25 protein-coding genes and 1 tRNA gene are annotated in these 25,896 nt (G+C 37.6%); 4 read left to right on the top strand and 22 right to left on the bottom strand.

Going from position 1 to position 25,896, the window contains the following annotated elements; translation table 11 throughout:
• Positions 1-22: 22 nt before the first annotated feature.
• Entirely contained in the window at positions 23-841 is an 819-nt protein-coding gene (locus LZ480_RS19080; protein ID WP_241371130.1) for a tetratricopeptide repeat protein, read from the bottom strand.
• A 4-nt stretch (positions 842-845) separates the two neighbouring features.
• Positions 846-1,733, bottom strand: a complete 888-nt coding sequence (locus LZ480_RS19075; RefSeq protein WP_241371129.1) for a LysR family transcriptional regulator — start codon at positions 1,731-1,733, stop codon at positions 846-848.
• A 194-nt stretch (positions 1,734-1,927) separates the two neighbouring features.
• On the opposite strand from LZ480_RS19075, the gene LZ480_RS19070 reads away from it, so the two are divergent.
• Positions 1,928-2,674 (top strand): alpha/beta hydrolase, encoded by a 747-nt coding sequence (locus LZ480_RS19070; RefSeq protein WP_241371128.1) that lies wholly within the window; start codon positions 1,928-1,930, stop codon positions 2,672-2,674.
• A gap of 147 nt (positions 2,675-2,821) precedes the next feature.
• On the opposite strand, the gene LZ480_RS19065 is transcribed toward LZ480_RS19070, so the two are convergent.
• The 6 genes from LZ480_RS19065 to LZ480_RS19040 all read right to left on the bottom strand — a co-directional run bounded on the left by LZ480_RS19065 (position 2,822) and on the right by LZ480_RS19040 (position 10,396).
• Positions 2,822-3,583 carry an SDR family NAD(P)-dependent oxidoreductase gene (locus tag LZ480_RS19065; RefSeq protein ID WP_241371127.1) on the bottom strand — a complete coding sequence of 254 codons (762 nt, stop codon included), beginning with the start codon at positions 3,581-3,583 and terminating at the stop codon, positions 2,822-2,824.
• A gap of 48 nt (positions 3,584-3,631) precedes the next feature.
• Positions 3,632-4,909, bottom strand: a complete 1,278-nt coding sequence (locus tag LZ480_RS19060) for an MFS transporter (RefSeq protein ID WP_241371126.1) — start codon at positions 4,907-4,909, stop codon at positions 3,632-3,634.
• Between the two features lie 117 nt (positions 4,910-5,026).
• Complete coding sequence (locus LZ480_RS19055; RefSeq protein WP_241371125.1) at positions 5,027-6,445, bottom strand: NAD-dependent succinate-semialdehyde dehydrogenase; 1,419 nt, start codon at positions 6,443-6,445, stop codon at positions 5,027-5,029.
• A gap of 103 nt (positions 6,446-6,548) precedes the next feature.
• Positions 6,549-8,189, bottom strand: coding sequence for a flavin-containing monooxygenase (locus LZ480_RS19050; protein WP_241371124.1), 1,641 nt, complete (start codon positions 8,187-8,189; stop codon positions 6,549-6,551).
• 41 nt (positions 8,190-8,230) lie between these two features.
• On the bottom strand, positions 8,231-9,157 hold the full coding sequence (locus LZ480_RS19045) for an alpha/beta hydrolase (RefSeq protein ID WP_241371123.1): 927 nt from the start codon (positions 9,155-9,157) through the stop codon (positions 8,231-8,233).
• Positions 9,158-9,193: 36 nt separating this feature from the next.
• Positions 9,194-10,396, bottom strand: coding sequence for an iron-containing alcohol dehydrogenase (locus LZ480_RS19040; RefSeq protein ID WP_241371122.1), 1,203 nt, complete (start codon positions 10,394-10,396; stop codon positions 9,194-9,196).
• Positions 10,397-10,685: 289 nt separating this feature from the next.
• On the opposite strand from LZ480_RS19040, the gene LZ480_RS19035 reads away from it, so the two are divergent.
• Complete coding sequence (locus LZ480_RS19035; protein ID WP_241371121.1) at positions 10,686-11,369, top strand: response regulator transcription factor; 684 nt, start codon at positions 10,686-10,688, stop codon at positions 11,367-11,369.
• 629 nt (positions 11,370-11,998) lie between these two features.
• Here the strand turns inward: LZ480_RS19035 and LZ480_RS19030 are convergent.
• The 4 genes from LZ480_RS19030 to groES form a co-directional block, all read right to left on the bottom strand.
• Positions 11,999-13,372 carry an S-layer homology domain-containing protein gene (locus LZ480_RS19030; protein ID WP_241371120.1) on the bottom strand — a complete coding sequence of 458 codons (1,374 nt, stop codon included), beginning with the start codon at positions 13,370-13,372 and terminating at the stop codon, positions 11,999-12,001.
• Between the two features lie 335 nt (positions 13,373-13,707).
• The gene (locus LZ480_RS19025; protein WP_241371119.1) at positions 13,708-14,145 is read right to left on the bottom strand and encodes a hypothetical protein; all 438 of its coding nucleotides are present in this window, start codon (positions 14,143-14,145) and stop codon (positions 13,708-13,710) included.
• A 130-nt stretch (positions 14,146-14,275) separates the two neighbouring features.
• A complete protein-coding gene (gene groL / locus LZ480_RS19020) occupies positions 14,276-15,907 on the bottom strand; it encodes a chaperonin GroEL (RefSeq protein ID WP_241371118.1) in 1,632 nt (543 codons plus the stop codon).
• A gap of 117 nt (positions 15,908-16,024) precedes the next feature.
• Entirely contained in the window at positions 16,025-16,309 is a 285-nt protein-coding gene (gene groES, locus LZ480_RS19015) for a co-chaperone GroES (protein ID WP_241371117.1), read from the bottom strand.
• A gap of 193 nt (positions 16,310-16,502) precedes the next feature.
• Between groES and LZ480_RS19010 the strand changes: the two genes are divergently transcribed.
• Complete coding sequence (locus tag LZ480_RS19010; protein WP_241371116.1) at positions 16,503-17,228, top strand: CPBP family intramembrane glutamic endopeptidase; 726 nt, start codon at positions 16,503-16,505, stop codon at positions 17,226-17,228.
• A gap of 57 nt (positions 17,229-17,285) precedes the next feature.
• Here LZ480_RS19010 and tatC read toward each other — a convergent pair whose 3' ends face one another.
• The 3 genes from tatC to LZ480_RS18995 form a co-directional block, all read right to left on the bottom strand.
• Entirely contained in the window at positions 17,286-18,107 is an 822-nt protein-coding gene (gene tatC, locus LZ480_RS19005) for a twin-arginine translocase subunit TatC (RefSeq protein ID WP_241371115.1), read from the bottom strand.
• 17 nt (positions 18,108-18,124) lie between these two features.
• Positions 18,125-18,361, bottom strand: coding sequence for a twin-arginine translocase TatA/TatE family subunit (gene tatA / locus LZ480_RS19000; RefSeq protein WP_408641642.1), 237 nt, complete (start codon positions 18,359-18,361; stop codon positions 18,125-18,127).
• An 83-nt stretch (positions 18,362-18,444) separates the two neighbouring features.
• The gene (locus LZ480_RS18995) at positions 18,445-19,077 is read right to left on the bottom strand and encodes a redox-sensing transcriptional repressor Rex (RefSeq protein WP_241371113.1); all 633 of its coding nucleotides are present in this window, start codon (positions 19,075-19,077) and stop codon (positions 18,445-18,447) included.
• Between the two features lie 209 nt (positions 19,078-19,286).
• Between LZ480_RS18995 and LZ480_RS18990 the strand changes: the two genes are divergently transcribed.
• On the top strand, positions 19,287-21,227 hold the full coding sequence (locus LZ480_RS18990) for an ABC-F family ATP-binding cassette domain-containing protein (RefSeq protein ID WP_241371112.1): 1,941 nt from the start codon (positions 19,287-19,289) through the stop codon (positions 21,225-21,227).
• Positions 21,228-21,429: 202 nt separating this feature from the next.
• On the opposite strand, the gene LZ480_RS18985 is transcribed toward LZ480_RS18990, so the two are convergent.
• From LZ480_RS18985 to LZ480_RS18955, 7 genes are all read right to left on the bottom strand, one after another.
• Positions 21,430-21,816, bottom strand: a complete 387-nt coding sequence (locus LZ480_RS18985) for a hypothetical protein (protein ID WP_241371111.1) — start codon at positions 21,814-21,816, stop codon at positions 21,430-21,432.
• A gap of 561 nt (positions 21,817-22,377) precedes the next feature.
• Positions 22,378-23,391: a tRNA (adenosine(37)-N6)-threonylcarbamoyltransferase complex transferase subunit TsaD gene (tsaD, locus tag LZ480_RS18980; protein ID WP_241371110.1), complete on the bottom strand. Its 1,014-nt coding sequence runs from the start codon at positions 23,389-23,391 to the stop codon at positions 22,378-22,380.
• A complete protein-coding gene (gene rimI, locus LZ480_RS18975) occupies positions 23,391-23,834 on the bottom strand; it encodes a ribosomal protein S18-alanine N-acetyltransferase (protein ID WP_241371109.1) in 444 nt (147 codons plus the stop codon). Before rimI ends, tsaD begins: the two co-directional genes overlap by 1 nt.
• Entirely contained in the window at positions 23,834-24,538 is a 705-nt protein-coding gene (tsaB, locus tag LZ480_RS18970; protein WP_241371108.1) for a tRNA (adenosine(37)-N6)-threonylcarbamoyltransferase complex dimerization subunit type 1 TsaB, read from the bottom strand. Before tsaB ends, rimI begins: the two co-directional genes overlap by 1 nt.
• Positions 24,535-24,987, bottom strand: a complete 453-nt coding sequence (gene tsaE / locus LZ480_RS18965) for a tRNA (adenosine(37)-N6)-threonylcarbamoyltransferase complex ATPase subunit type 1 TsaE (protein WP_241371107.1) — start codon at positions 24,985-24,987, stop codon at positions 24,535-24,537. Before tsaE ends, tsaB begins: the two co-directional genes overlap by 4 nt.
• Before the next feature lie 129 nt (positions 24,988-25,116).
• Positions 25,117-25,455: a hypothetical protein gene (locus LZ480_RS18960; protein WP_241371106.1), complete on the bottom strand. Its 339-nt coding sequence runs from the start codon at positions 25,453-25,455 to the stop codon at positions 25,117-25,119.
• Between the two features lie 119 nt (positions 25,456-25,574).
• Positions 25,575-25,650, bottom strand: a tRNA-Asp gene (locus LZ480_RS18955).
• Positions 25,651-25,896 lie beyond the last annotated feature (246 nt).

Below are 25,896 nucleotides of genomic sequence, written 5' to 3'. Positions count from 1 at the left end.
TTATGAATATATTGATATAATTTCACTTTCTTTCATGTTGGAGCTGCGTTAATTTTTGCTGCCATTTGTGAAGTTGTTCATCATTCGTACGTTCGAAAAAATCGACTAATTTTTTTGTCGCCCCTAAGTCCCCAGCAAAACTGGCCTGTTTATAATAATGAATTGCTTTAGTGCCCATGCCCCATTCAAGCTCATATATATAACCTAGGTTGAATAACGCATCGATATGAAGCTGCTCGGCTGCTTGTTCAAAATATTGAATCGCTCGCGGTAAATTTGGTTGCTGCCCAAGCTCACCTTCGAAATAGATCATCCCCATCCGGTACAAACCTTCTACATCACCACCATTAGCCGATAATACATAATAATGAATCGCCGTTTGTTCATCTATCCCTGACCCTATACCTTGCTCATACATCATCCCCAGTGTAAACATCGCTTCTACAACACCATTTTCAGCTGCCTTTACAAACCACTGTAAAGCCATTTGTTCATTGATCACTGTTCCTTCACCGTTTAAATACATATCAGCTAAATTGTTCATCGCATCTGGATGCCCTAGCTGTGCTGCCCGTGCATACATCATAAATGCATGTTCTTCTTCTTCCATTTCAAAATAAACATTACCTAGCTCATACATCGCCTCAACATGGCCAAGTGCCACAGCTTTTTGTAACCATAAGCTTGCATGTTCAAAATGTTTGTGCGCTTTGTATAATAACGCAATAGCAACAATAGATTGTAAGGCACCTTCTTTCGACAGTTCATAGTGCTCTAGCCAATACTCTTTATCCAAATTCTGTTGATAAAGCCACTCATTAAATTGCTGCTCTGTTTGCATAACATCACCCATCTCTATGCTTAAAATAATCGACTAAATATTGCTTGAACTCCGTAGCTGCTGGTGGTAAATAACGATTTTTTGCCCATGAAACACCTACAGAACGATAACAAGGTGGATCTAATTTAAGTCGCTTCACTTTGTAATGATCTAGCCCCTTAATATTGGGAATAAGTGAAATGCCCATACCCGCGCCAACAAAGCCAGCTACAGTGTGCATTTCCTCTGCCGCAAAAGCGGTTTTCAATTCGATCCCTGCATCTAAAAATAATTCATCAACTAATTGACGCAGTGAGTTTCCTTTTTTAATGGCAATGAATGTTTCGTTTTGAATATCTTCTATTTTCACTTCTGTACGCATTGATAATGGATGAGTTGTTGGGACAATCACAAACAGCTCTTCAACGAATAGTTCCTCTGTTTCAATATCAATAACTTTTGATTCAATTTTTTGTGAAAGGCATAAATCAATCGCCCCTTCCTCCAAACGCTTCAATAAATTGAGAGAGGTTGCCTGTGTTAAAGAAAATTGCATGTTCGGAAATTGCTTTGTCGTTGCTGCAATGAGCTCTGGCACAATTTCCATGCCTAAAGTATGAATAAAACCAAATGATACTTCACCCGATCCTGGCTTTATAATATCCTCAAATTCCTCTCGAATACGTTCATATTCTTCTAAAATAATTTCTACACTTTGTAAAAAAAGCTCACCAAAACGGTTTAAATATATTGAGCGGCCTTCACGATTAAATAACGGAACACCTAGCTGTTGCTCGATGCTCGCAATAGACTTACTTAACGCCGGTTGGGAAATGGCTAAAACTTCAGCAGCTCGCGTCATATGTTCCATTGTAGCAACGGTTTTGAAATATTGAAGCTGTTCAATCTCCATTTTTTATACCTCACATCATCAATAACTTTTTTGAATCAATATAATAAGAATAATAAATTGTACTTATGGTTTATTAGCTATATAATAATCGTTAGCAAATAGTTTTCATATCAAAATTTATTTTATTTTTCAATAGTTTTTTTAAAAAAATCACAAAATAGACATAATTCACTTCACGAAGGAGCCGAAAGACAATGAAACTCATCGCGCCGAAACCTTTTACAATTGAAGCGGGAAATCGGGCTGTTCTTTTATTACACGGTTTTACCGGTAATACAAATGATGTAAAACGTTTAGGAAAATATTTAGCTGATCGTAACTATACGGTGCATGCCCCTTTATATAAAGGCCATGGTGCTGGTCCTGATCTATTAATTCAATCAAACCCAATTGAATGGTGGAATAGTGTAATTGAAGGCTACGATGAGTTAAAAAATCGTGGCTACGATGAAATTGCTGTAGCCGGTGTTTCTCTTGGTGGTATTTTCTCATTAAAACTTGGTGAAGAACGTCCAACACAAGCGATTGTTACGATGTCTGCTCCTGCTACGTCAAAATCTACAGATAGCTTACAAAATCGGATCGTCGATTATGCAATTAACTATAAAAAATTATCTGGTACGTACGACGAAGCTATCGATAGCCGTACAAAAATTGCTGAGTTAATGAAAATGCCTTCGTTAAATTATTTGCAAAGCATGATTAACGAAACAAGCGAAAAATTAAATGTCATTCAAACACCTGTTCACATTTTACGTGGACTTGAAGACGATGAATATTACTGCGAAAGTGCTGACTTAATTTATAGTTCAGTTAAATCTCGCATCAAGTCTGTCAAAACTTTCATTAACTCTGGTCATATTTTAACATTAGGTAAAGAGCGTGAATTAGTTTTTGAAGAAATTTATCGTTTCTTTGAAGGCTTAAAGTGGAAAAATTAAGGTAATACTATTGTTGTGTCCCCTTGCAAAAATCCCCGTTTTTGCAATGATATAAAACGAGCGGTAAATGGATCCCCGTCCACTTACCGCTCATTTTTTATTCTTCTGACATTGCTAACACTAAAATCTTCGCTAATTGTGCTCGTGTTAAGCTAGATTCCCTCCATCAATAAGATAGTGACTACCTGTAATAAAAGTAGCTTTATCTGAGGCTAAAAATAATACCAATTCCGCAATTTCATGTGATTGCGCATATCGATTCATAGGTACTTTCGATAATGCTCTTTCTCTCATTTGATTCGCATACTCTGGTCCTCTACCTTGCTCAATGGATTGCATCATTCGAGTTTCGACATACCCAGGGCAAATTGCGTTTACTCGAATACCCATTCCCGCTGATTCTAGGGCAGCTGTTTTAGTCAAACCAAGCACGGCATGTTTAGAAGCCGAGTAAGGAGCTAAACCTAGAGAACCTTTTAACCCCGTAATAGATGAAGTATTAATGATACTTCCAAATTTTTGCTTCATCATAGTAGCCATCACATGCTTTAAACCAAAGAAGACACCTTTAATATTAACGCTTAAAACCTTATCTAAATTCTCCTCTGTCGTTTCTACTATAGAAGCAATCTTTCCTTCTATTCCCGCATTATTAAAGAATACATCAATTTTTCCGTACTTCTCCTTCGTTTGCAAAACGAAATTCTGCACTTGTTCTTCACTTGTCACATCAGCAGTTTGTAGCAAATAATCCTTTAGGTCTAATTCATTGACAAGCGATTCTAATGCTTGGGCATCCATATCGACTAATGACAGTTTCGCTCCTTGTTCGGCAAATAAACGAGCCGTTTCTTTACCAATTCCTCCTGCTGCCCCTGTGATTAATACAACTTTTCCTTCAAAATCCATTTTTTCTTCCTCCTCATTGACTTCTACTTTTATCAAATCCATACTATATTAAGAACTTGACGTTGCTTTTTCTATATTAACCAATTCAGCCTTTTGTTTTTTTCCTTCTGGATATACAAAGCTCATAAATAGTATTGCAACGATTACCATAATCGCAGAAATCATTAGAAATGAATATTTAAACCCATGAATTGAGTTCTCAACGCCGACACTTTGTATAATAAATCCAACGGCCATTGCGCATAAAGCTGCTGCAACATTCGAAAAAGCAACAATCACTCCAGAAAGTGTTGATGTACGTTCAGGAAGCTGACTACCAATAATGATATGAGATGTAGAAAGTATTAGGAAACTAAATCCATAGGCCAATGTAATTCCTAAGATAGCCCATACGACTGAGTTCGTAAAATAGAGTGATCCAAATACTAAACCGGCAATAAGCATGCCCATTCCTGTTACCTTCACACGTCCCTCACGTAAGCTTTGTGTTTTTTTAAATACACGATCAGAAATTGTGGCCATCGATAGCGATACAATCATAGAAGTTAATCCGACTGTCAATGTGGCATATGCCATTTCCATTTGCGATATTTTTGTCACTTCTAAAAAGTATAAAGGCATCCAAATCTGCATCCAACTCGATAGACAAAAGAATCCGAAAGTCATAAATAGCGTAAATATACTAGTTCGCGAGCGCAAAACTGAGAACAATTCGGACCAAGGAACTTTCCTTTTCGGAGCAGAATCATTCTTCACTTCCAGTTCATCAAGCTCTGGCGTTTTACTTGGAATTACGACAACCCAAATAACTAACAGAACCAAACTAAATAACCCCATGATTGCAAACGAGTGTCTCCAACCTACTAATTGAAGCAAAAGTACAACTAGCGGCGCAACTGCATAAGCCCCTACTGTTGAACCAAGAGTGAATATAGTCGTTACTCGCGCCCGCATAGCCAGGGGGAAATAAGAAAATAATTGTCTCAAGGATGCTGGAGCATAACCACCTTCAGCAAACCCAAGGAAAATACGGTACAAAAGAAGTGTTGCAAAACCACCGATTATATAGCCCCCAAATTGGAGAAGTGACCATGATAAAAGCATAAAAGCAATGATCTTTTTTGGTGAAACTTTATCAGTAATAAATCCGATGAAAACTGCAGCTACAGGGAATATCCAGAAAAAACTACTACCAATAAGTCCCCATTGTGCATAACTCAAATTCAATTCTTCCATTAAGGGACCTACAGCAAGCCCCACAACACTCTTGTCTGCAAAATTAATTAAAAAGCCAAAAAATAGAATGGTTAAAACAATCCAACGCATAGATATTCCCCCCTTAAATATGGATATTGCTATTTCTTCTTTTAAATATTGAAGGTACAAAGAAGGAAGGATTAAACTACATCCTTCCTTACTAGATGAACCAACTGCTACAAGAAGTTAAATTTGTACCGAAATCATTTTTATGTCTAAATAATCATCCATTCCATATTTACCACCTTCACGACCCATACCGCTCTCTTTCACACCACCAAATGGTACTTGTACTGCAAATGGAATGGCGTCATTCACTCCGACCATGCCGTATTCCAATTGTTCAGAAACACGGTATTTGCGCGAAAGATCTTTTGTATAGAAATAAGAGGCAAGTCCATATTCAATAGCATTTGCTCTTTCAATCACTTCTTCTTCGCTCTTGAACTTAATTAATGGAATAACAGGTCCAAATGTTTCTTCTCTCGTAATTAACATCTCATCCGTAACATCTGCTAATACAGTTGGAGGATAGAAATGACCATTCGCGTAGGCATCTCCTGTCAACCTCTTCCCACCATTCAAGACACAAGCTCCTAAAAGAACAGCATCATCTACCTGCTCTTGTACTTTGTCGATTGCCTCTCCATAAATTAATGGGCCCATTCCATTTTGTTCATCCAGTCCATTTCCTACTTTGATTGCCTGAACTTTTTCTTTCAGCTTCTCGGCAAATTCTTCATATATATTTTCTTGTACATAAATTCGGTTTGGACAAATACATTGTTGTCCATTAGAGCCAAATTTACTTACTATTAAGCCGCTCACTGCTAAATCGATATCAGCATCATCAAAAACGATAAATGGTGCATGCCCACCTAATTCCATTGACACTCGTTTCACAGTTTTTGCAGATTGTTCGATAAGAATTTTTCCAACTTCTGTTGAACCGGTAAAGGAAACTTTTTTTACGACATTACTGTTCATAATCGTGTTAACAATAGGGCCTGATTGTCCAATAACGAGATTCGCTACACCTTTAGGTAACCCGACTTCATCAATAATTTTAAACAATGCAACAGAAGATAACGGAGCTTCTCTTGATGGTCTTAAAATCACTGTACATCCTGTCGCTAAAGCTGGTCCTAATTTTCTAGCCGCCATAGATAGTGGGAAATTCCAAGGAGTAATAGCTGCCACTACACCAATAGGTTGACGAATCGCTTGAATACGCTTGTTAGGAATTGATGGAGGAATAACATCTCCGTAAATTCTGCGTGCTTCTTCGGCATACCATTGGAAGAAGGCAATCGTTGAACCTACTTCTTGTCGCGCATGATGAATTGTTTTCCCCATTTCCATCGTAATAATTTGAGCCATTTCTTCCTTTTTTTCGCCTAATTTCACTGCAATTTTCGTTAAATATGAACCTCGCTGTTCTGCTGGTAGCGCTGACCACTCCGGAAATGCATCCTTTGCAGCTTGAATAGCAGCATTTGTCTCTTCTTCGCCGACAAAGTAAACTGTATCCACTGTTTCGCCTGTAGCCGGATTATTTACTTCAAATACTTTATCTGTTTTTAACCATTCTCCATTGATATACATATTCAACGCTCCTTTTACGGTTTTATATCTAGCGGAAAATCCAAACGAAGTATCGTTGGATTTTCCGGAATAATAAAAATTATTTGGTCTTACGTACAGTCTTTTAAGAAATAGTCTCTTTAGAGCGTGCAGGTGTTAATGTAAACCCTTCATAACCTTTAGCTGTAACTTCATCACAGATTTTGCGGTAGTTCCCAACGCCACCAGTATAAATAGGGAATCCACGTGGCTTGTCTTCAATATTTGCACCCGTATACCAAGACTCAACCTTTGTAAGAAGGCTAGATTGAGCGATTTCTAAACAATTTTTACTCCATGCTTCTTCCGCTTCTCCATTGGCCTCAATTGTATCCAATTTATTTTCACGTAAATATTCGATACAATCACCAATCCACTCAACATGCTGTTCAATTGATACAGGCACATTTGATAATACTGAAGGACTTTCTGGACCCGTGATCATAAACATGTTTGGGAAACCAGCATTGGCAATACCAAGGTAAGTTCTCGTTTGTGTGCCATCAGCCCATTTATCTTTAAGTGACACACCGTCTTTTCCACGAATATCAATTTTAAATAATGGTCCTGTCATCGCGTCATAGCCTGTCGCGAAAACAATAACATCCAACTCATATTCACCTTCTGAAGTTTTAATTCCTTTAGGTGTAATTTCAACAATTGGCGTCGCCTTTACATCTACTAAAGTAACGTTATCACGGTTAAATGTCTCATAATAATTCGTGTCAATAACAGGTCGTTTTGCAGAGTAGAAATAGCTTGGTTTTAATTTTTTTGCTACCTCAGGGTCTTTAACAACGCTATCGATTTTAGCGCGAATAAATTCACTAGCTGTTTCATTCGCTTCTTCGTTTACCATTAGGTCGCTATACGTTTGACTAAACCCTAAACCGCCTCTCTCCCAAATCTTTTGGTATTGTTGCTCGCGCTCTTCGGGTGTATCATCTAATGCTGATCGATTATTAACCGTCGTATGAAGATAACCCATCGAAGACCAACGAATTTGTTGTTTAATCTCTTCATAATTTTCTTTTGTTTTACGAATAAATTCTTCGTCATATACATAGTTTCTCGCAGGAGTACTATACGCTGGCGTTCTTTGGAAAACATTCAGATAACCTGCTTCTTCAGCAATAACTGGAATCGATTGAACACCGCTTGAACCCGTACCAATCAAACCAACACGTTTATTACTGAAATCTACTTTCTCATGTGGCCAGCGACCTGTGTGATATGCCTCCCCTTCAAAGCTATTTAATCCTTTAAAGTTAGGAATATTTGATGCAGATAGGCAGCCTACTCCAGTGATGAAATATGTGGCAGTAATGTTCGTACCATCATCTAATTTAACATCCCACTTTTTACTAATTTCGTTATAATGAGCAGATGTAACGCGTGTATTGAACTGAATATCACGGCGTAGATCTAGCTTATCTGCTGCGAAATTAAGGTATCTTAAAATTTCTTCTTGAGCTGGGAATCGAGTAGTCCATGTCCATTCCTGTAGAAGCTCATCAGAAAACGTATAGTTATAAATGATACTTTCCGAGTCACAGCGTGCGCCAGGATAGCGGTTCGCGTACCATACGCCTCCAACACCTGCTGCCGCTTCGAAAGCACGGACAGAAAATCCAGCTTCACGTAAGCGATATAGCATATACATTCCTGAGAAACCTGCTCCGATAACAACTGCATCTAAATTAATGATTTGTTCTTTTTTTGTCATTTTTATTCCTCCCTAAATTCATAATTTCATTTATCGTAATTTTATTTACTCGTAAAGGACTCTTGTAAATGGCGGGATACTTGCTCAATAGCCTGCTTACCTTTGTCCATAATTCCCGCCATCCAGAAAAATCCGTGAATCATTCCTTCGTAGCAAGTGTATTCCACCTGAATTCCCGCCTCCTGCAATCGATTCGCATAGGCCAATCCTTCATCACAAAGTGGGTCATACCCAGCTGTAATAACTACAGCTGGTGGGAGATTACTAAGATCTTCCGTTAGTAGAGGTGCGACATAAGGGTTCAACTTGTCTTCTTCTGTGTTGATATAATGTCGCGCAAACCATTCCATACTATCCTGCGTAAGGAAATACCCCTCTCCATTTTCCTTGTACGAATTTGTGCTAAAAGAGAGATCCGTTACTGGATAGATCAAAATTTGGGACACGAAAGTTGGCCCTTGCTCATCTCTTGCCTTCAATGCGACACATGTTGCTAAGTTTCCACCCGCACTGTCCCCACCTATAGAAATTTTCGTCGAATCTCCTTGCCATTCACCTGCATTTTTAGCTACCCATAATGCCGCTTCATAACAATCTTCAAGAGGAACTGGAAACTTGTATTCAGGAGCTCTACGATAATCAACCGACACGACTATACACTCCGCTTGATTTGCAATGCTACGACACGGTATATCGACTGTATCAAGATCCCCTAAAACCCATCCGCCTCCATGAAGATAAATAAATATAGGGAAATCTCCTTCACCTTCAGGGGTATAAATCCTCACCTTGATTTTTCCATCTTTCACAGGAACCGAATGCTCTTCTACTTTTGCTACTGACTCTGCTAGTCCCGCCAGTTTTTGTAGTGCTGCCCCATTATTACGGTTTTCTTCAGGTGTCATAGAAGAAGTTGGTTTTTTACCCTCCATCATTTGTAGAAAATTCTTTGCTTGAGTATCTAGCATGATTGAATTTATACCTCCTTCGAATAGGTTATAGGTTCACTTTACTTGTATAAATCCCGCAACTTCTTTCGTCACTTTCATAATAATATCCGCTGGAATGAGGAATTTACCCGATGCCGAATCACTTTGCACTTCCTCCACGATGTAATCAAGAATAGTAGAATCTAGATTAAATTCAGAAAATGTATCTGATAAACTGACTTGTTGACGCAGATCACGAATGAATTGAATTACCTTTGTCAAACATTCTTGTGGATCAGATGACGATGTTTCAATTCCCAACGTCTCAGCAAAATGCTTGATTTTTGGTAAATATAATTCAGGCAAAGCCGCCATCACATTTGGAAGCAGTACCGCGTTTGCTAGACCATGTGGAATTCTAAACTTGGCACCGAATACATGTGCCATATTATGCACAGGCACTCCATTATTGCCGAAACCAAATGCCGTTATTGCCATTGCACTCGCCATTAACATATTGCCTCTAGCTTCTACGTTAGAGCCCTCCTTAACAACTATTGGTAAATTTTCTGCAATCAACTTGGCAGAATACAACGCATAAGAATCAGTAAATGGTGTAGCTGTTGATGAAAAGTAACCTTCTATTGCATGTGTCAAGGCATCCATTCCTGTAAATGCTGTAATTTTCGGAGGTAGTCCTACTGTTAGTTCAGGATCCAAAATTGCTATGTCTGCATTCAGATAAGGAGTCCTTACCACTACTTTTACACCTAGTTTTTCATTATAAATAACAGCCATTGGCGACACTTCTGCACCCGTTCCTGCTGTCGTAGGAATTGCTACATGTGGAATATCCATTGGCTGAGCTTCTGGAGGAAATTCTCTAATACTCGTATGAAACACTTCCTCTGTATTTTCATAGCCTTTATATAACATCCATTTAATGCCTTTTACTGCATCTAGCACACTTCCACCGCCCAATGCAATTAGCGCATCCGCTTGAAGTTCTTTGGCAACCTGAACGGCTTTAGTAATATTTTCAGCTTTGGCATCTTGTTCAATTTCATCAAATACACCAACAAGTTCTACTGTTTCCTGTGAATTTTTAAATAAATCGATAACTTGGGCAGCAACTCCTGCTTGAACAATTCCCTTATCCGTAATTAAAATTGCTCGCTTTCCGCCTAACCCCGTAATCATTTGTGGTAATAAACTTCTCGCTCCAGCTCCACTAGTTATCGCTGTTCTTAAATGAAATTCTGCAAATGAATTACTCATTGTCTGCACCTGCTTTCTATAAATTAAGAGTCATTACATTAACAATGACCTTTGTCCATAAAATTAATATTTCGTGTGTAATCGCTTACAAGTACTATAATAGTTTTAATTTTCGCATTAAAAAATCCCCTAAAATTAAGGGGATTTTCTGTAGAAAGTTCAATTTTTATCTTCAATAAACTATAAATTTGTTATTTCGCAGGGTTTCTTTTAGTTTTTCGCAAATTTGAAATCTCGTAATTTTTTGATATAATGTGAATATAGAATCCTGTTTTAAAGGGGGAAATTTATGCTTGAAACAGCTATAAAAAAACAAATCCAATCTATTTCATCCATTTCTTCTCATTATGAAAAACAAATACTTGCCGTCCGCGGTTTTATGGATATTTTTAACTTTTCACGTGTAAGTCTCTATTTCTATTCGACATTAAGCAAAGTCGGCGAAGGGATATTATGTATCGATCAACAGGGGGTATCATCCTTACAAGAGTGGAGAGATGATGTTCGAAATATGCCTCCTATCTATTCTGCGATAAAGGAAAGAACGCCTAAGCATATCGATTCTCAATCAATTCACCAAATACCGGGAAAATTCACCAATGGCGTGACGACTGAACTTATAGTAGTTCCCATTAGCTATAGCTCCCACGTAGTTGGCTATGCCTGCATGGGAAGTACGGATTCTTTTACGGTTAAGGATAACCTTCTGGAATCTCTTGCTATGTATGGACAACATTTAGGGCAAATATTTGGAGAAGATGACTACCCTGGCTACTCCAAAAAAATTAGTAAACGGGAAATTGACGTATTGCAAAGAATGTCTTGGGGTGAAAGTACGAAAATAATGGCTGTATCTCTTGGTATTAGCGAATTTACTGTTCAGGATTACGTACAATCCGCCATTCGAAAACTCGAGGTGTTAAATCGAGTACAAGGTGTAGCCGAAGCTTTGCGTAGAGGCATCATCCAATAACAACACCTAGTATCATTGACAACTGACAATACCTCACACCTACTTACTGTAGTCATTTAAGGTAACTGTCTGGGCATAATTTATGAAAGCTATTTCCTTCCAAATTTCAGGGTTTTACGAACTGTAAACACTATTCGCACAGTGCTTATGTTTCGAAAGATTTTTCTTTATAAAGTAACAGACTAATATTAGTAACAAAAACTGGACTAACCTAATTTAATATGACAATATGAAACACCTCTAAAATGGGAATATATAAAAGTGTATAAACCTAATTATTTTGGAGGTGTTTTTTTATGACAAGAGTCAGTTATCAAGCAGATGATTTAAAATGAGCAAAACCTAAACGTATCTATATTACAGTGAGGAAATGAATTGTCGGGCAAAAATGTCGCGTAGAGGAAACTGTTGGGATAGTGCGGTCATTGGGTCTTTTCGCTCGCATTTAAAGACTGAGAACAGCTGCTTGTAAAGCATCATTCATTGGCGAATGAAGAGACGAGAAGACGTATTATTATGAGGAGAGAATACAAAAAAATTAGGCTACTCAGCGCCCGTAGAATACGGTTACCAAGCAGCCTAAAGGGTATTTAATATGTGTCTCAACGATTAGGTCAGTATGTTTTTAATTATTCTTCTGACATTGCTAACACTAAAATCTTCGCTAATTGTGCTCGTGTTAAGTTATCTTTTGGTGAAAACGTTGTTGCACTCGTCCCATCTACTACACCAATATCATATAAAAATGTAATCGCTACTTGCGTTTCACGATCAAAATTGACAATATCCTTAAACGGCGCAATTGATTCTGGAATGTACTCTTCACCTACAAAACTATTCGATAAGCGCATTAACATTAATGCTAGTTGTGCTCGTGTAATTTGCCCTTTTGGATTAAAGTAGCCATCGTTTTCACGAATTAAACCAGCCTCATAAGCCGCTGCGATTTCATTTTGAGTATCTTGTGAATACTGACTGATATCTTTAAATGGTGCTGCATTCGTAGCTTCTAATTCAAATGCTCGTACAATGACAGATACTGCTTGCGCACGTGTCACATTAACATTTGGCTTAAATGTACCATCTTCATTGCCCTTCATAATACCATAAGAATAAGCTACATCAATATAGTCTTTACCCCAATGGTTTTTAATATCTGTAAACGGTGCTTCCTCGATCACGATTTCCGTAAATTCATCTTCTAAATCCCCTAAAATATCTGCAAAATAGTCCTCAATCATTAATGCTGCGACTGCATCATAGCCCGCTTCATTTAGATGAATATTGTTTGAATTCGATAAAAATGCTTTTGCGTTTTCTGCAATTAACGATGACACATCTGAAAAAATACCTTCATTTTCTTCTACTACTGTTTTAATAGAATTGTTTATCGTTGTAACTAGTGTATTTAACTGCTCTTGTACTGTTGAATCTTGTAAATATAGAAACGGGTTATACAAGCCCATCACAATAATATCTACTTCTGGATTCAATGCATAAATACTATCGAAAATTTTCTTATAGTTTGTTGAAACTTGTTGGATAGTTTGAAGCACACCTGCAGCATCATATGAAAAACCGCCTGCTTCAGTACGTGTTACATTTTTTAACATGTCATTTGCGCCAACACTTAATGTGATCAAATGAGCTTCTTTGATTGCCTGTTGAATCGTTGCTGTTTTTGTTGATTGACCATCTAAATTATAGATTGGCTTTGTTACATTGTTTTCAATATCATTTAGTACATTTACCGTTGTATATCCTGGAAAAGCAAAACCTTTATTATAATTGATAGGTTCTTCCCCAATGCTAAAACTCTGCGCGATATAATCTGCATAACCAAGGCCAATTTCGCCTTTTTCATTCGTACCTGCTGCAAGGGAATCCCCCAAAGCCAAATAATTAAGTACCTCACTCGAATCTTCAGCAGATGCTGATAAAGATACAGGTAGTACAAGTTGTAATACTAAAATTAATGCTGCAAATATACTAAACTTCTTCATTCATAACCCCCAAGAAAAATGACTTGTTCATATTATAAAATAAGTAATTACAAAAAACAAAATATTATTAAAATTAGAAATTATTGGATTAATAAATATGATTTATAGATGATAAAGTTTAATTCGTATCTAAGACATAATATACAAACTACCGCCACTAAAAAAATAATAATAGGTAAGATAGTCATACCCCTTCTTTTTATAAATAAGTCCAACTATTTAATTTTAAATTTCTGTAATTATTAGGAGGTTGATGATATGAGTTATAAATCAATTAATGCAAAATTTCGTCTAGCAAAAATATACTTCCTCTAAATTCCACAAGAGCATATATTTTAACTGTTTCTAAATTTGGGTAAAATATAATAAATAATAAAACTCATAATGGCAATAACAATCGCAATGAATGCCATTTTCGCCTTATTCATTACACTACCTTGAAATTCATATGGTGATTCGTAGACTGCCTTAATATACTTTCCTTTTTCATGTTCAACCGCAATGGCCTCAGTTGTCGCTATACCTTCTATTGCATAGTAAGTAGTGCCCTTTGGATAATAGTTCGAGAAATTCCCCCCGAATTGCTCCATATCTGAATACCTCGTTACCTTCCCTATTTTTTGTTCTACCAGTGGCACGACTTCATCTGTAATGACATAAATTGAATCATTCCACACAACAAAAGGAAATGCCCAACTCGTCGCAAACACCAACTGTGGGATGAAAAATAGCCAGAAAAATACAATTACGCTTAACAATAACCCTTTTTTCATGTAAATTCCTCCAACATTCCTTTTATTCATTAGACCGAAGAGTTTGGAAAAAGTTACAAAAACATCCCAAATCATAATAAATGATTTGAGATGTTTCAAAGTTAAAATGTCATTCAACTGTTAAGAAGGACTACATCATCCCCGGCATACCCATGCCGCCCATGTCTGGCATACCGCCGCCACCTGCTTCTGGAATGTCTGCTACAACTGCTTCAGTAGTTAGGAATAGTGAAGCAACAGAAGCTGCGTTTTGTAATGCTGAGCGTGTTACTTTTGCTGGGTCAACTACTCCCGCTTCAATCATGTTTACCCACTCACCTGTTGCTGCGTTGAAACCGATACCGATTTCTTCACGTTTTAAACGGTCAACAATGATTGAACCTTCAAGACCAGCGTTTTCTGCAATTTGGCGAACTGGCTCTTCTAATGCGCGTAAAATAATGCGTACACCTGTTGCTACGTCACCCTCTACCTCATCTAATACTTTTACAACTGCGCCGTATACGTTTAGAAGTGCTGTACCACCACCTGATACAATCCCTTCTTCCACTGCTGCACGAGTTGAGTTTAATGCGTCTTCAATACGTAATTTACGCTCTTTTAATTCTGTTTCTGTTGCCGCGCCAACTTTAATAACTGCAACACCGCCAGCTAGTTTTGCTAAACGCTCTTGTAATTTTTCTTTGTCAAATTCAGAAGTCGTTTCTGCAAGTTGTGCTCGGATTTGGTTTACGCGTCCAGCTACTGCGTCTGTGTTACCAGCGCCTTCAACTATTGTTGTGTTGTCTTTAGAAACAATTACTTTCGCCGCGCGACCTAAAGAAGTAAGGTCAGCTGATTTTAAATCTAAGCCAAGGTCTTGTGTAATAACTTGGCCACCAGTTAAAATTGCGATATCTTCTAACATCGCTTTACGACGGTCGCCAAAGCCTGGCGCTTTTACTGCTACTGCATTAAATGTACCGCGTAACTTGTTTACTACAAGAGTTGCTAACGCTTCACCTTCCACGTCTTCTGCAATAATTAAAATTGGACGCCCTTGTTGAACAACTTGCTCTAACACCGGTAAAATTTCTTGAATGCTTGCCACTTTTTTATCAGTAATTAAAATGAATGGGTTATCAAGTACCGCTTCCATTTTATCTGTATCTGAAACCATGTAGTGTGATAGGTAACCACGGTCAAATTGCATACCTTCTACTACGTCTAATTCTGTTGTGAATCCCTTTGACTCTTCGATTGTAATAACACCATCGTTCCCTACTTTTTCCATAGCATCTGCAATGTATTGACCGATTTCTTCATCCGCTGAAGAAATTGCCGCTACTTGTGCAATGGATTCTTTGTTTTCTACTGGGCGAGAAATTGATTGTAGCTCTGTCAATGCCGCCGCTACTGCTTTTTCCATACCTTTACGAATACCTACAGGGTTTGCACCAGCTGTTACGTTTTTAAGACCTTCGCGAATCATTGCTTGCGCTAAAACTGTTGCAGTTGTAGTACCGTCACCTGCGATTTCGTTTGTTTTAGAAGCCACTTCTGCTACTAATTTTGCCCCCATGTTTTCGTATGGGTTTTCTAATTCGATTTCTTTTGCGATGGATACACCGTCATTTGTAATTAATGGTGAACCGAACTTTTTCTCTAATACAACGTTACGCCCTTTTGGACCTAATGTTACTTTTACAGCGTTTGCTAATTTATCTACACCCGCTGCCATTAAAGAACGAGCTTCTTCTGAGAATTTAATATCTTTTGCCATAATGCATATCCTCCTAATTTTACAATCTATTTTTATAATGTATTTTTTAAGTTCATGTGCAGCTAGCAGAAAACTATGTATAAAAACTAGCTGCGAGTTTGAAAGTTCGTTTTTAAATTAACCGACGATAGCTAGTACATCATTTTCGCGTAAAATTAAATATTCTACGCCGTCATACTTCACTTCGGTACCTGAGAATTTTGAGAAGATAATTTCGTCGCCTACTTTTACATCAAGCTCAAGACGAGTGCCGTTGTCAAGAACTCGACCCGTGCCTACTGCTACAACTTTACCAGTTTGCGGCTTTTCTTTTGCAGAGTCAGGTAAAACGATACCGAACGCGGTTTTTTCCTCTACTTCTACAAGTTCGATAATAATGCGATCTCCTAATGGTCTTAACAATTGAAACAACCTCCTAAATATTTGTTCTATTTAGCACTCTGAACCTTAGAGTGCTAACACATTTATAATTTTAATAAATTCACTATTTTTTTGCAAGTATGTGCGCTAAAAAATTTTGTTTTATCAAGAAATTCCTCTACAATATAGAAGAATTACTTAATATCGCTATTAAAATAGAAAGAAGGTTGGAGCTGTGAAAAACGTTTCCTCACCTAAGTTTAAAACACAAAAGACCGCATTTTATGTGTTGTTAACTTATATCATTTGTCAATTATCTGTATTTTTACTTATATTCACTCCTGGTTTAAAAGATACCTTACTAGAGCTATTTACTGGTACACCAGATGAACAATTAATCAAGCTTTCTGGTTGGTGGAGCACGATTTCCTTTGCGATTGCCTTTATCGTATCTTTCCTATTTATTTCACGTAATAAAAACTTTTGGAATGTGTTTAGCGGTGAAAAAATGCCTTTAGGTAAAGCTATTGGTTGGGGAATCATCGGTTTCTTCCTAGTATTTTTAGGCCAAACGATTGGGGCCGCGATTGAGCTTGCATTAGGCATTGATAAGGGGTCTGAAAATACCGAAGCTATTATGAACGTTACGAAAGTTGCCCCTGTCATGATGATTGCAACGGTATTTTTAGGACCTGTACTAGAAGAGCTTGTTTTCCGTCGTGTAATTTTTGGCTCGATTATTCAAAACTACAACTTCTGGATTGCGAGTATTATTAGTGCGATTGTGTTTGCTGCGATTCACATGGATTTCACGCACATTATTTTATACACTATTTGCGGGCTGATTTTCGCGTTTTTATACCACAAAACCAAACGCCTCATTACACCCATCATCGCGCATATTTTACTTAACGGCTTCGTGACGTTTATCCAAATGAATGCCGATAAGTTCCAGGTATAGTTGTCAGAATAAAAAAGCCATGAGAATTTTATAATTCCCATGGCTTTTTTTGCTAAGCTAACTATTCATTTGTTCCATTTGTTTACGCTGCTGCTCTAGCAATTCTTCTACTTGCAACTCACGTTCACGCTCTTCTTCTTGTAAAACACGCACTGCTTCAGCCTTTTCATATTTACGATAGCCTATACGAGAAATGACAATACTTACCTCATATAAAATAAAAAGCGGAATCGCAATAATGATATTCGACACAAAATCCGGAGGTGCTAGTAATACAGAAATAACAATTAATACAAAATAGGCATACTTGCGGAATTTAATCATTAATTTTGGGTTAATAATCCCTAGTCGCGCCACAAATAGCGTAACAACAGGCAACTGAAATAGAATGCCAAATGGGACGACTAACTTTAGTAAAAATGAAAAGAATTCATTAATGCCAATCGTTTGAGTAATGTTTAAATCACTCGATAATTCCGTCATAAATCGCATGACAAACGGAAATAAAATAAAGTAAGCAAAGGCCATACCACCAATACCTAGTACAAAAGCATACGGTATGTACTTTAAAGTTGCCTTTCGCTCTTTATCATGTAAGCCAGGTGTTATAAAAGCCCATAACTGATAGAGTAAAATCGGTGAGACAATCACTGCCGCAATTATGAATGTCATTTGTAAATAAACAGTTAATGGATCGGCAGGACTAAAGGCGTTCATCGAAAAACTAGCAGCAAGATCACTGCGTTGAATATGTCTAATAATCGGTTTGGCTGTGTAGAAGCCTGCAAAAAGCGCTAAAACAAAGAAAATCGCCACGAAAAATAAGCGTTTCCTAAGTTCCTCCATATGTTCGAGTAAGGTTAATTCTTGTGGATTCATAATAAGACATCCTTAATTTACTTATCGTTAGGTTTTTCGTTATCTTTATGTTCAATGACAGTTTTTTTTGTTTTGTAATCATCATCGTCATCATCTGTTAGTCCTTTTGTAGCACTACGGAACTCACGTAAAGTTGTCCCCATAGCACGACCTAAAGATGGTAATTTTTTTGGACCAAAAATTAATAAAGCAATAAGACCAATGATAATTAGGCTTACAGGTGTAATCGCACTTAAATGCACAACGACTTCCACTATAGCCACCTCCTCTATTATTATGTACATTTTACAGTAATTAAAAACATTTTACCATTTTTAGTAATGTGAACAATTTGTTACTAATGTGAATTTCTTACTAAATAGATAAGTGCCTGCAACTCCACAGATAAATCAATGTTCATAACCTTTAACGTCTCTGGCACAGAAAGTCGTACAGGCGTGAAATTTAATATTCCTTTTGCATTCATGTTCACAAGGCGGTCAGTCATCATTTGCGCTGAGCGTGATGGAACTGTTAAAATCGCTAATTCCGCGCCAAATTCCTCATACATATCCTCTAAACGATCTGGATGGAATACCGGAATATTACTAATCATTGTTCCCTCATAAGGCGCTTTCGAGTCAAACGCCACCACAATACGTGTATTGTGGTTTTTTTGGAAATTGTATTTTAATAAACCATTTCCTAAGTTCCCTACCCCAATTAGGGCAACATTCATCGCTTCATCTTGATCTAAGGTTTGGCGGAAAAATTCGAGTAAATAGTTTACATCGTAGCCATAGCCCTTCTTACCAAGTGCTCCAAAATAAGAAAAGTCTCGACGAATTGTAGCAGAATCTATTTTCATCGCATCACTTAATTCTTGTGATGAAATACGTTTTATACCTTCATTTGCGAAGTTTTTTAAAAATCGATAATACAGAGGGAGTCTTTTCGTTGTTGCTTGTGGAATTTTTGCTTCTGGTTTCACACATTCTCCTCCTTCTTATTATTGGAATTCGTTATCAATTACCCCTCAGCGTATTGACGTTGCCACACGATGTGACACACTTAGCCTGAGTTCCCCAATTTAGCAGAAACAAGTTAATCTTACTAAACTACTAGCTCCAAGTAAAGTATCCATCGTTGCACGTCGTGTGTCCATCCTTTAAACTAAATAGAAGAAACTGAGGTGTAAACATGATTGTCTTACAAGTAAATCAATTATATAAATCCTTCATTACCGATGAAATTTTAAGCGGTGTCAAACTTGAGGTACAACATCGTGACCGCGTAGCATTAGTGGGACGCAACGGTGCAGGTAAATCGACTCTCCTAAAAATTATTGCTGGTCAAATGAGCTATGATTCTGGTGAAATTATTATTCCAAAAGATATTCGCGTTGGTTATTTAGAGCAGCATGCAGGCATAGATTCGGACTTGTCTATTTGGGACGAAATGATGACAATTTTTAACGCACTGCGTATTCAAGAGCAAAAGCTGCGTCAACTCGAACAACAAATGGCCGATCCAACTGTTTATGAAAACAGTGATATTTACGGACGGGTTATGGCAGAATACGATCAATTGCAATATGATTTTAAAGATGCGGGCGGCTATCAATACGAAGCAGATACTCGCTCTATCTTGCACGGAATGCAATTTTTCCCTGCTGATTATGACAAACCGATTCAATCGCTTTCAGGTGGTCAACGTACCCGCCTTGCACTTGCGAAACTGTTACTGTCAAAACCTGACTTACTAATCCTTGACGAACCGACAAACCATTTAGATATCGAAACACTTTCATGGCTAGAAGGCTATTTAAAAGGCTATGACGGCGCCATTTTAATCGTTTCACATGACCGATACTTCCTAGATCAAGTTGTTTCAACTGTTTACGAAGTATCACGCACGAAAGTATCAAAATATGTAGGCAACTACAGCGCCTATTTAGATGAAAAAGCAAAAAACTATGAGCGCGACATGAAGATGTACGAGCGCCAAATGGATGAAAAGGCTAAGCTCGAAACATTTATCCAAAAAAACTTGGCCCGCGCTTCAACAACAAAGATGGCGCAATCACGTCGCAAAGTATTAGAAAAAACAAACTGGATGGATTCTCCCGATGGCGATGAAAAAAGTGCAAGCTTTGGCTTCACTATTGAACGCCAAAGTGGGAATGACGTATTATCGATTGATGACTTAAAGATTGGATACCCCGATAAAGAAATCTCGTCCAATATTAATATGCGTGTATTCCGTGAAGATCGCATTGCATTAGTCGGTCCAAACGGTGTTGGTAAATCCACATTACTAAAAACAATCGTAAAGGATTTAGCCACTTTAACTGGCGATATTCGCTACGGTACAAATGTACAAATCAGCTACTACGACCAAGAGCAAGCAAAACTGCATTCAAACAAAGCTGTACTAAACGAGCTTTGGGATGAGTGGCCATTAATGAATGAAAAGGATATACGCAGCATTTTAGGTCGCTTCCTATTTAGTGGTGATGACGTTTCGAAAACCGTCAATTCATTATCTGGTGGCGAAAAGGCACGCTTAGCTTTGGCAAAATTAATGATGCAAAAATCAAATTTCCTTGTGCTCGATGAACCTACAAACCACCTAGATTTAGATAGCAAAGAAATTTTAGAAAACGCATTAATCGATTATCCTGGAACGTTATTATTCGTATCGCATGACCGTTATTTCATTAACCGTATTGCGACAAAGGTTGTGGAATTATCAGGGACAGGCTCATTTGAGTATTTAGGGGATTACGATTACTACCTTGAGAAAAAACAAGAGCTTGAAGAACTAGCAGCGATGAAAGCCGCTGCAACTGAGGCAAAATCACAAGAAACGTCTACACAAACCAAATCAACAACTATGATTGATAAAGATGCCAAAAAGCGTGAACGCCATATTCGACGCACTATTGAAGACATTGAAAAAAATATGGCGACACTTGATGAAAAAATTATTCAGTTTGAAGAACAACTATGCGACCCAGCTGTTTTCTCAGACCACGAAAAAACATTAGCCATCCAAACTGAACTATCTGAAGCCAAAGAGCAGCACGAAACATTTGAAATGGAATGGCTTGAACTAAACGAAGAACTAGAACAGCTATAAAGAGAAACTTTGCTCAGTGGGGGTTTCCCCCATCGCCACTGAGCATTAGCTTTCACCAATCGGGCTATTAGGGACAGTGAATCGCCCACTTAGCCTTCTCGTTTCATGTGCCAGTTTGAAGTAGGCATCTTACTGTCCCTTAATGCGGGATAAAATATGGAGAACGCATGTATGTAATAGAAATACTCGCGTTCTCCTTTTACTATTTCACATGATAACTTTTTAACATTTGTAGCTTTTGATATGCCGTATAGGCCCCATAAATCCAACCAAAGAAAATAATAGTCAATAACGCGATGACCGTATTCAATGCCGCAGTTAGTACCTTCCACGGCGAATTAGCCTTTTTCGTTAGAAACGGTTGTCTTGCCCCGATACGGATACTATGAAAAATATCGACCATCTGACTTCTCCCATATACAAGCGCTAACGGATATAAAACCAACGCGAAAATTATAAAGATGCCACTATACGAAGCTAAAAACACACCATTCCCTGTACTACTCAGTAAATAAAGGACACCTATTAAAATCACCACGCCAACTACAAGCAATACAATCATTTTGTTGCGTTCTTTTAAATAATTCATGAAAATACCCCCTATTCTGCTGTTTTTACACTATACCCATTTCTAAAGAAATTCCTTACCTCTTCATTATTATTGTGTAATACCAATGAATAATTCATTTCCAGTTGACTATTCGACATATATATAGGTCAATACGCTGAATTTCGACAAAATAACCCACAATTTTATTCACAAAATAAATCCAGTCATATCAACATATCAACAGTGTTTTCCACATTATCCACATTTAAAATTATTTTTATTCACATAACCTTGTGAAAAAATAGCCACTACATATAGATAAATCACAAGTTTTCCACAAGTTATTCACACTTTGTGTATAAGTACGCATGTTCGCACACCTTTTTGAGGATTAATCACTTTTTCTGTGGATAATTTTTCAGAAAAATTGTACATTAAATAAAAAGTTGTTATAAAAGACATTTTCATATCATAAAATACAAGTTACGACTATTTTATATTATTCTAAAAAATCTTTGCATTTCTCTTACTTAAAATCCCATAGAAAAAAGCATGATGAATTGGATTATTACTTTCCATTTCATCATGCTTACTATATGTTTATTTCCAGCTAGTTAGTTCCATTCCAGGACGTCCATTCATCGCTAAATTCCCGCGCACACCTGCTTCATACATTTGATAAGCAGCTGCACCAATCATTGCAGCATTATCTGTACATAATTTTAACGGTGGTACGAAAAATGGAATACCTTCTTGTTCAAATGCTGTTTCAAGTGCACTACGTAAACCTTTGTTCGCCGATACACCACCCGCTGCAATCACTTGCTTCACACCAAATTCACGTGCTGCACGCACGGTTTTAGCCGTTAATACTTCAACAACACTATCTTGGAAGCCTTTTGCGACTTGCTCTGGAATGATTGCCTCACCACGTTGATCCATATTATGCTTGTAGTTGATAACCGCCGATTTTAACCCACTAAAGCTAAAATCATACGAACCTTCTTCTAACCAAACTCGTGGGAATTTCACCGCCTCCGTTGCCTCATGCGCTAAACGGTCAATATGAGGTCCCCCTGGATATGGCATGTTTAACACACGTGCTACTTTGTCATAAGCCTCACCAGCTGCATCGTCTCGCGTTTCACCGATCACTTCAAATGATCCATGTTCGCGCATAAATACAAGTTCTGTATGACCGCCAGATACGACTAAAGCAAGCAACGGAAATTCCATTGGCTGTACTAAATTATTCGCATAAATATGTCCCGCAATATGATGTGTGCCGATTAACGGTAACCCATTCACAAAGGCAAATGCTTTTGCTGCATTAATACCGATTAATAATGCCCCAACTAACCCTGGTCCCTCTGTTACAGCTACTGCTGTCAATTCCTTTGGTACCATTTCAGCTTGCTTCAACGCTTCTTCTAACACAATTGTCATTTGCTCTACATGATGGCGTGACGCAATTTCTGGCACAACTCCACCAAAGCGCTTATGACTCTCAATTTGAGATGATACGACATTAGAAATAATTTCAGTACCATTTTTAATAATTGCCGCTGCTGTTTCATCGCAGCTTGTTTCTATTGCTAATATATAATGATCCATTATAAATTCACCCACATTACTAACGCATTTTCTTGATTATCCGTATAGTAGCCTTTACGAATGCCACCATCTTGGAAGCCAAGTTTGCGATATAAATTTTGCGCAACGGTGTTTGTTACGCGTACTTCTAAACTCATAACATCCATATTCGCTTCTTTAGCAACACGCATTGCTTCACGCATTAACGCTTCACCAATACCTTGTCCACGAACTGATTCAACAACCGCCACATTCGTAATTTGTGCTGTATCAATAACAAGCCATAGACCGCAAAATCCAACGAGTTCACCAGCTTCATTTTCCGCTACTAAATAATGCGAAAACTGATTTTCGTTCAACTCATAGTAAAATGAATCTAACGTCCATGGTGTTGGAAACGTCGCAACCTCAATCGCATGAACTGTTGGAACATCTTCAAGCGTCATTTTACGATACTGTACCATTATTGTTGCTCCTTTTTCTGTTCCTTAATCCAGTTCGCTTCAGCCTCAGCAATACGACGATACTGTGGTACAAACGCATGAACCGCATCCACTGAAGGCAGCTCTTGTACCTCTGCTACTGCAATTAGCTCTGACGCACGTGGTAAGTCTAGAGTATAGGGCACACGGACAGCACGTTCACCTAATACTTCCTGAATTTTTTCAAAATAAACCTCAACATCTGTACCTACAAATAATACAGGACGCTTTAATGCATCTAGATTAGTTAATAATCCATCAATATGATCATGATGGTCCTCGATAATTGGCGTTTGCGTAATTCCTTCGTAAACTCCAGCATAAACGTTTTGACGACGTGCATCAAACAACGCACATACCGTATAGTTAGATACACGTACATTCGCGGCTAATACCTTTAAACTTGATACACCTACTAAAGGCTTTTGCAATGACCAGGCTAATGTTTTTGCTAATGTAACTCCAATACGCACACCCGTGTACGAACCTGGCCCTTCTGATACCGCTATCGCATCGATTTCAGCTGATGTAATTCCTGCTTTGTTTATTACTTCTTCAATAGCAGGCATTGCACCTACTGAATGCGTTAATTTAATATTTTGTACAACTTCTGCTACCACTTTACCATCTTTAACTATTGCAATAGAAAGCGGGGCATTTGCTGTTTCTATCCCTAACCAAATCATTTTATTAACTCCTTACAAAGGCGCATGTATTTCTCACCTACTGGTTTTAATACAAATTTTCGACTTGTATCATCAATACGTGTAATTTCTATTGCCAAACGTTCTTTTGGTAGCTCATCTTCTATTAAATGTGCCCATTCAACAACTGTTACCGCATCGCCATAAAAGATTTCATCCCAACCTAAATCCTCATCACTATCCTCTAAACGATAGACATCTAAATGGTTTAAGGCAATACGTCCCTCATACTGCTTCATAATCGTAAATGTGGGGCTATTCACCGTACGTTTGATGCCTAATCCCTTTGCAAAGCTTTGCGTAAATGTCGTCTTACCGGCACCTAAGTCGCCTTCTAACGTAATCGTATATTGTGGCTCAACTAATGTAGCCAACGTTAAAGCAAGTGCTTGTGTTTCTTCTAATGTATATACTTGTTTTTCAAATATCATATTGTGCTTCCTTCCACAAAAAAATCCTCTACTTCTAGTTTACTTGAAGTAGCTCAATTGTTCAAAATGTATCACTTATTTCATGCATAACAAAAAGCCTTATTAGCAAATCGCCAATAAGACTTTCATTTATCGTGAAGAATTTCCTCGACGTTCAACAATTTCTTTCTTCGTAACTTTATCGTCTTTAAAAGTTAGTCTGAAGCCTTGCGTCAATAGTAACTCATCATTCCACTCATATACATTTTTTTTAATTTCTTTCCCTGCCCCACCGGCAATTTTTACAACCTCCATGTAAGGCATGCCGATTTTTACTTGCTCATATTCTTGTTCGTTCATATATTTTTGCCATCTATGTGCATTACTTTCTTCAATTTCTAAAATTTCATCTTTACAAGCCTTAGTACTCAAAATTAGCAAGAAGATGAGACAAATGGCCAGGCACACTAATAAACCGTTTTTATTCATCAACACTCCTCCTTAACAGCTTAGGGAATTTTTTCCCGCAAGGGTAGTGTTCAAAACATATGCTTTACAAACCAAATAAAGTAATCCGCTTTGCGAATTACTTGGATAGTCAATGTATATGGCGGTCCCGACCGGGATCGAACCGGCGATCTCCTGCGTGACAGGCAGGCATGTTAACCGCTACACCACGGGACCATTTTTTTTTATTAACTCTCTCGGACAATATTTATTTTATCAGATATTATCTTTTATAACAACTACTTTATTAATAAACTTTTTTCTTTTTTAATTCGTTTTTTCTCAAATAAATCTTAATCATTTATAAATTAGTAGATAAAGCTTACTTTTATAGTAAATTCTCTACAAATTTTTGCGGAATTTTTTAAACTATTTGCAATTCAGATAAATCAAATAGATTAATCATTAATTTCTTTAAAATAT

Origin of the sequence: Solibacillus palustris (genome assembly GCF_022549215.1) — a bacterium.
Taxonomy (GTDB): Bacteria; Bacillota; Bacilli; order Bacillales_A; family Planococcaceae; genus Solibacillus; species Solibacillus daqui.
The sequence above is the reverse complement of the archived record's forward strand: the minus strand, read 5'-3'. Positions and strand labels throughout refer to the sequence as shown.